This window comes from Bacillus cereus group sp. BfR-BA-01441, assembly GCF_022663075.1.
In the GTDB taxonomy this organism is placed as follows: Bacteria; Bacillota; Bacilli; order Bacillales; family Bacillaceae_G; genus Bacillus_A; species Bacillus_A cereus.
This window is the reverse complement of the sequence record NZ_JAKUEU010000138.1, coordinates 1-7,126: the sequence shown is the minus strand read 5'-3', so window position 1 is coordinate 7,126 and position 7,126 is coordinate 1. Positions and strand designations below refer to the sequence as shown.

Sequence of the window (7,126 nt, the reverse complement as noted above, 5' to 3'; positions counted from 1 at the left end):
GATAACCATCCACCGAAATCTTCAGGTAAGTTATATTTGTATGTGGTAGCACCTATTGCGACAAAACAAAAAATAAAGGTATTACTCATTTTTTCTTTTAATTTTTCTTTTAATTGTTCTTTATTATTAATATCCGTTTCATAGACACCAGTTAGAATAGATTTAATAAAAACGAATATCATATAACAAATTATAATGGCTAATGAAGCAGCCCATTCTAAAAATGGACGGTGTAGATATGCTCCTCTTATTATAAAATCAACAAAAGCTATAAATAGGACAATAATTCCAGATTGAGCCCAAATTTTCATTTCGATTTGTTGAATTCTTTCATCTGGGTGTGTACTGAGTGAAAACCATTTTTTTAGTTTTTCCATTTTAAAATTCCTCCAAAAATAATTTATCTAAACTTTTATCTAGTGTTTTAGCTGTATGAATGCAAAGTTTTAAAGAAGGGTTATATTTATTACTTTCAATAAAACTAGTGGTTTGTCGTGTAACGTTTACAATATCGGCCAACTCTTGTTGGGTCAGACCTTTTCAACCCTTGCAATCTTCACTTTACTTACAGATATTAAATACACCTCACTTGTAAAGATAACTTAATAAAATAAATCTCATATTCTATATATTAAATTATTAACAACATAAATGCAATATATATTTTACATTAAGTCATGTATAGATTGCTAAATTCTGTGTTTTTGTATCTAAAACTATCCTAGAAATATAAAATAGGCAATTCTTTCTGTAGAATCATAAGAAAGGATAACGCCTTTTTCACTTTATGGATGGTGTAAAACCTTAGCTTATATAGCTGTTTAATGATTATCTCTGTTACCTATAATCTTCATTATTGGCAGGAAAATAATATCAAAAAAGGACAAACCTCATAATAACAGGGCTTGTCCTTTTTCTAATTTTAGGTGAGTCTTATATTATCTAAATGTGCGTAACCATATGGCTCCTTTGTCTACTCGATAGGAAGATTTACTTCTTTCTTTCCATATACTCTAACAAATCATCCAATACTTCTTGTTGATTCTGCCATAGTTCAGGCAAGTTGTCTAAGGGGAAAAATTTTAGCTGTAAGCTTTCTTCGTTATCCGTATGTAATGTTCCTTGAAAATCTCTACAAATATAAGTCAATTTCACTAAGGCAACTTGATCACCGTTAGATAGCGTTCTTTCGTATTTTTTTCCAGAATACACATTAAAGAATTCAAGATGTCCTAATTTCAAACCAGTTTCTTCAAACACTTCTCTCCTTGCTGTATCTTCCACTGTCTCGCCAAACTCCATAAATCCGCCAGGGTGTCCCCACCTTCCATTATCAGATCGTAATTGTAGAAGCACTTCATTCTTTTCATTCAATACAAAACAACCTGCGACCACCATAATCACTTTTTCATGTCCAACCATATTTCTTAAATAACTTATATAATCCATGTTTTTCAGCTCCTTCACTATAAGTCTACATATCTTCTTTTCATCAATATCCTCCAACAATGACAATTGATTCATACAGTACGGTTCCCATGTTTTCATCATATTAAAATTCACTTAATTTATTTATTAGGTTTCCAAATAATTGTTGGCCACTTATTGGTAGAAATATTAAAATATATTTTGCAGATCCTAATACACTTTTAAAATATAATTTATTTGACTCTAATTTACTAACTGATTAGAGTTATTGCAAATCAAAATAATAAAACCGCATCTCCAATGTATTAGATAACTATCTAATACATTGAAGGTGCGGTTCACTTAGGTCATTAATGTTTCAGCTATTCTCTTTATTTGAAAATTACATCTACCATACTAATTTAATATTATATTCTTGAAGCCAACTATTAACTTGAAGTAAATAATCTATTATACCTCGTGCATCATTACCTGAAATTACTTCGTCTTTTCCTTCTGCAATTGCACGAACTCTTTCTACATTAATTAATGGCAAAATAGGTGATTCAGGATTGTTCAACACATGTAACATCCAATCACTAATACCTTGTAGATAAGAGGCATCCTTAGTGCTTGGATATGCACTTTTTTTGCGATAACGTACATCCTCTGGAAGTACATTTTCAAAAGCTCGACGTAAAATACCTTTTTCAATATTGTCTATGCTTTTCATTTCGAATGGGACATTCCATAGATATTCTACAAGCCGGTAATCGCAAAATGGAACTCGTACTTCAAAGCCATTCATCATACTTGTGCGATCTTTTCGTTCTAGCATAAATGGCAAGAAACGTGTAATAAACATGTAAGACATTTGACGTTGCTTCATTTGCAGATCACTTTCACCTTCTAAAAAGGGAACCTCAGCAACCGCATCTTCAAATTTTTGTTTTTGATATTTTTCAGGGCTAATCTTCGCTTTAAAATCCTCTGATAAAATTTCTGTACTATACCATAAATTAACACTCCAAGGGAATATCTCTGCATCTAGAAACTTCTCTTGATGGAACCATGGATATCCTGAGAATACTTCATCTGCGGATTCGCCTGAAAGGGCAACTGTTGCGTCTTTCTTCATTTCCTTAAATAGCAAATAAAGAGACGTTTCTAGTTCTCCAACTCCAGGTAGATCACGCGCTCGCATTGGAGTTAATAAATACTCTATTAAACTATCTGATCCTAACTCTATAGAATGATGCTTTGTTCCTACATATTCAGCCACACGTTTCACCCAAGGTTCATCACGATCAAAACGAAGGAAGTCTTGCTCAAAGTCTTTTTCATCATTGATGAAATTCAGGGAATATGTATGAAGACGTTCCCCTTTATTCCCAAATTCGTTTCCTGCTAAACCTGTTAAACCACTGGAATCTAAACCTCCGGAAAGCATAGATACCACTGGTTTATCAGCAATTAACTGACGTTTAACCGTATCTTGTAAAATGGAGCGGATTGTCTCGACTGTTGTATCAATATCATCTACATGTTTTTTACTTTCAAGTTTCCAATACTGTGTCGTAGTCGAGCCATTAGAGGTAAACGTCATATAATGGCCAGCACGCACTTCATGTATATTCTTGAAAATAGCATGACCAGGAGTACGTGTTGGTCCAAGACAAAATATTTCAGAAAGTCCTTCTTTATCTACCTCAGCAACTACAAGTGGATGCGAAAGTAAAACTTTTAACTCTGAACCAAAGAGAATTGCGCTTCCCCTTTGAGCGAAAAATAAAGGCTTCACGCCTAGATGGTCACGACCGAGCATCAATTTCCCAAATCTTTCATCCCAAATACCAAAAGCAAAAATCCCATTTAAGTGTTGAACACAATCTTCTTGCCATTCTAAGTAAGCGTGTAGTAATACCTCTGTATCCGACTTGGTCTGAAATTTATGACCTTTCTCCTCAAGTTCTTTACGTAATTCTTGATAGTTATAAATTTCTCCATTGAACGTAAGGCCAATCGTATCATTTCCATCTTTATACAGCATAGGTTGAAGGCCACCTTCAGGATCAATGACGATGAGACGTCGATGACCTAATGCCGCTCGTTTTGAAAACCAATGCCCCTCTGCATCAGGTCCTCGGTGAATGATAGCATCTGTCATTTTTTTTAACGTTTCTTGTTCATTAGACAGGTCTTTAGACCAGTCTATCCACCCTGCAATTCCACACATAGTGTCTACCTTCTCTCAAATAGTATAGGAACCGACTAAAATCGAATATCAGTCGGTTTTCCGTAAAAAAATCCGACTAAAAACATCTTTTAGTCATGTTTATATAATAAAATGAATTGAATAAAAAATCAAATAATTCAATCAAGGAATAAATCACTGTCCCCTTTCACTTGAATTCTCATCGTCCGATTAAAAAATTATTACCTCAAACTTTAAACTTTATTCCTCGGTTATAAAGTTGCATTCTATTATAGTTATATACTAGAATGCAGAATGGTGTATGTTATTCTATAAGAAGCAAATAGAGGACTTTCTATTAGGATTTACAAAATTACAAATGAACTAATACAGAATGTAAAGACAGAAAACTTCGCTAAATATTTCAAGGATAGGGTGTAGACAATGATCAAATTAGAAAAAGAAAATAAAAAAATGAAAATCATTCAATCTGCCACAATACTGTTCTCTACGCGTGGTGTCCGTAACACAACGGTTGATGAAATTGCAAAGACAGCTAAAGTTGGTAAAGGTACTATTTATTATTACTATACAGATAAAACTCAAATATTATGCGACTGCTATATGCGTCATATTCAGCTTAAACGCTCACAATTATTTAATTTATATAAAGAAGAAAAAGATGTTTTACTTCGAATACAAAAAATTCTTCATTATATCAGCCTAGAATATCATCAAGATCCGTTTGTTTCTACACTCTTTCAAGAATATAAAGAGCACCATTCACCTGAAATTACAACTTGTTTTAAACAATCTGAAGAAGAAGCAATTAACATGATAAGTAATTTACTCGAAAAAGGTTATCAGCAAGGAGCTTTGCATAAGGTACCATTACCACTTACAGCTTTTATGTTAGTACGAATGATTTTTAACTACGAACAGGATTATATAAAAGATGATAAAAGTGATACAGAATTTCTGCAGTTGCTAAAACATATGCTTCTTAAAAACTAGTTTTAACCACATACCAAAAATAAGTGTGGTTAAAATATATGAAGAAGTACATGAATAATAACGTTTTTTATGAGCTCTTTTCATTCTAGACAAACATGCGAAATATCGAAAGCTTATGTAGGAATGACTGATCAAATCCCAATCCAGATGATTGTTCATCAACTAACAAATGAACAACTACGATTACAAGACCAAACTATAAGGGAAAAAAGAATGAAATAAAGTATTCTGCTCGTAGTAAAGACTTAGCAATATTAATGTATATATGACAAATACCAATCATGTACTTATGCCGATGGGAAAAGTACATGATTGGCATTCTTTTCGTTGACCAATCGAATTTTTATTTAAAACATTGTAAGCATCTTTCTATTTTCAGCATTGCAAAAAGATAAAACAAATATGTCTCCCGCTATACTTAATCAATTCGCTACTACTTTTCCTGTTGCCGGAGGATGTAGTTAGATAACTGGTGTGAAAACACCCTATTTAGAAATTTAACAAAAAACCGTGATCAGTTTTTTTGAAGATTAGATTCTTTCTTATACCACTTGGCTTGCATATTAAATAGTTCTGTATATTCACCATTTAAGTTTAATAATTGAGAGTGTGTACCCTTTTCAACAAGTTTGCCATCCTTTAGTACCAAGATAAGGTCGGCGTTTACACAACTTCCCAAGCGATGTGTTACAAAAATTGCAGTTTTCCCTTCAGATATTTCATAAAATTTATCAATAATTTTCGCCTCACTTATTGGGTCTAAAGCTGCTGTTGGCTCGTCAAGTATAATAATTTCACTATCTTTATACATAGCCCTACTTAAAGCTATCTTTTGCCACTCTCCACCTGATAGATCTTTTCCATTTAAAGTTGGCCCTATTAAGTTTTCGTATCCCATATTATATTTCTCTAATATTGTATTGGCATCTGATAAATGAGTAACTTCATTCAATTTACTATAGTCCGCATCTTTTATACTATTAGTAAAACAAATGTTTTCTAAGAAAGACATTTCGTACTTACAAAAATCTTGAAATATTGCACTGACTGTTTTTTGCCTTACCTCATTTGTAACTGGCATATTATTATATAATACTTGGCCAGTTGAAACATTATATAAGCCTGTCAAACATTTAATTAAAGTACTTTTCCCAGCACCATTTCTACCAACGATAGCTACTTTACTCCCAGGTTTGATTTCAAAAGAAATATCATTAATGACAAGGTAATCTTGATTTGGATATTTAAATGAAATATTATGTACATCAATTTTAATATTTTTATAAAGTGTAGGATCGTAGTTTATTTTCACTTCATTATTTGAATCATTTAAATATCTCTTTTTGAATTCAAAAAATTCCGACACAAAAAGGGATTCTCTATATATTGAACCAATAGATGTTGATAATTGATTAGTAATACCAATAGAGGAAGATATCATTTGTAATAATGCTACAAATTGTCCAATATTAATTTTTTTATTGACCGTATAAAAGATTAAGATACCTATAAACACTGAGTTACAACAAATTTGAAAAAAAATTGTACCATACAACTTCTTATTTGTATTTTTTTCAAGTTCATATTTTTCATCTGCACATTCCCAATAAAGATTTTTCCACTTTGTAACAATATATCTTCCATGATTAAAAATTTTCATTTCCTTTGCAACTTCTTTACCTCTAAATAACCCTTCTATATACTCCAGTTTTCTTATCCTTAGAATTTGATCAAGAAATTGATTATAATTTTTCTTTGCTACATTTGTATTGACGATGGCTACTATTATTACAATTAATATCATACTTAAAGCAAGGCCCCAATGGATATACATCAATGCAACTAAAAAGCTAGTAATTGTTATGCTGGCTTGTATGGTTGAAAATATATTTCTAATAAGTTCACAACTTCTTTCTCCCATACTTGAAGTCGACTTTATTAATGTATTATAGTTTTCAGGATCATCAAAAAAAATTAATGATAGATCAATAGACTTTTCATAAATGTTATATTTAAAATAATATTCAACCTGCTGTAACATTCGATAACTAAAAATCTTTTCAAAGTGAAATAAGGTTTTCTCAAAAAACAAATATAGAAGTTGGATAGCTAGATATATGAAAGGTTGTATTGTTATCCAATTATTTTGTACATCACTAACTATTGAATTGATTAGATTTTGTGAAATATAAATGAGAACTAATGGGGAAATTCCTGAAAAAATTGTAAGTGCTACAGTTATAAATAAGTATAGAGGTGAAATTTTATGTATTGTTTTGATTACTTTCATTGATATAATAACTGTAATAAAAAATTTTTTGTATATTTCTTGAAACATTTTCGATTCACCCTTTATTTAGTTACTTTAGACTATAAAAATATACTCTAAATAAAAATTACTTCCCTATCAATAAAAATTGATAGGGAAGTATTTACTTAGCAACATCCAATATAATCATTTCTAGTCCCGGCTATTTTACCATCACATACAACTTGAATTTTTTCCCATTT

Annotated in this window: 5 protein-coding genes and 1 pseudogene; 1 reads left to right on the top strand and 5 read right to left on the bottom strand. The window is 31.3% G+C overall.

The genetic code is table 11. From position 1 onward, the window contains the following. From MR107_RS28450 to asnB, 4 genes and pseudogenes are all read right to left on the bottom strand, one after another. The coding region (locus MR107_RS28450) for a DUF6773 family protein (protein WP_368738398.1) at positions 1-377 on the bottom strand (377 nt) is incomplete at its 3' end. A gap of 1 nt (position 378) precedes the next feature. Further along, a pseudogene (locus MR107_RS28445) lies at positions 379-575 on the bottom strand (helix-turn-helix transcriptional regulator). Positions 576-990: 415 nt separating this feature from the next. Then, the gene (locus MR107_RS28440; protein ID WP_086389415.1) at positions 991-1,449 is read right to left on the bottom strand and encodes an NUDIX hydrolase; all 459 of its coding nucleotides are present in this window, start codon (positions 1,447-1,449) and stop codon (positions 991-993) included. Positions 1,450-1,816: 367 nt separating this feature from the next. Next, the gene (gene asnB, locus MR107_RS28435; protein WP_242293025.1) at positions 1,817-3,643 is read right to left on the bottom strand and encodes an asparagine synthase (glutamine-hydrolyzing); all 1,827 of its coding nucleotides are present in this window, start codon (positions 3,641-3,643) and stop codon (positions 1,817-1,819) included. A gap of 402 nt (positions 3,644-4,045) precedes the next feature. Here asnB and MR107_RS28430 point away from each other — a divergent pair, with 402 nt between their 5' ends. Further along, the gene (locus tag MR107_RS28430; protein WP_242293024.1) at positions 4,046-4,615 is read left to right on the top strand and encodes a TetR/AcrR family transcriptional regulator; all 570 of its coding nucleotides are present in this window, start codon (positions 4,046-4,048) and stop codon (positions 4,613-4,615) included. Between the two features lie 514 nt (positions 4,616-5,129). Here the strand turns inward: MR107_RS28430 and MR107_RS28420 are convergent. Then, a complete protein-coding gene (locus tag MR107_RS28420) occupies positions 5,130-6,953 on the bottom strand; it encodes an ABC transporter ATP-binding protein (protein WP_242293023.1) in 1,824 nt (607 codons plus the stop codon). Positions 6,954-7,126: the final 173 nt, after the last annotated feature.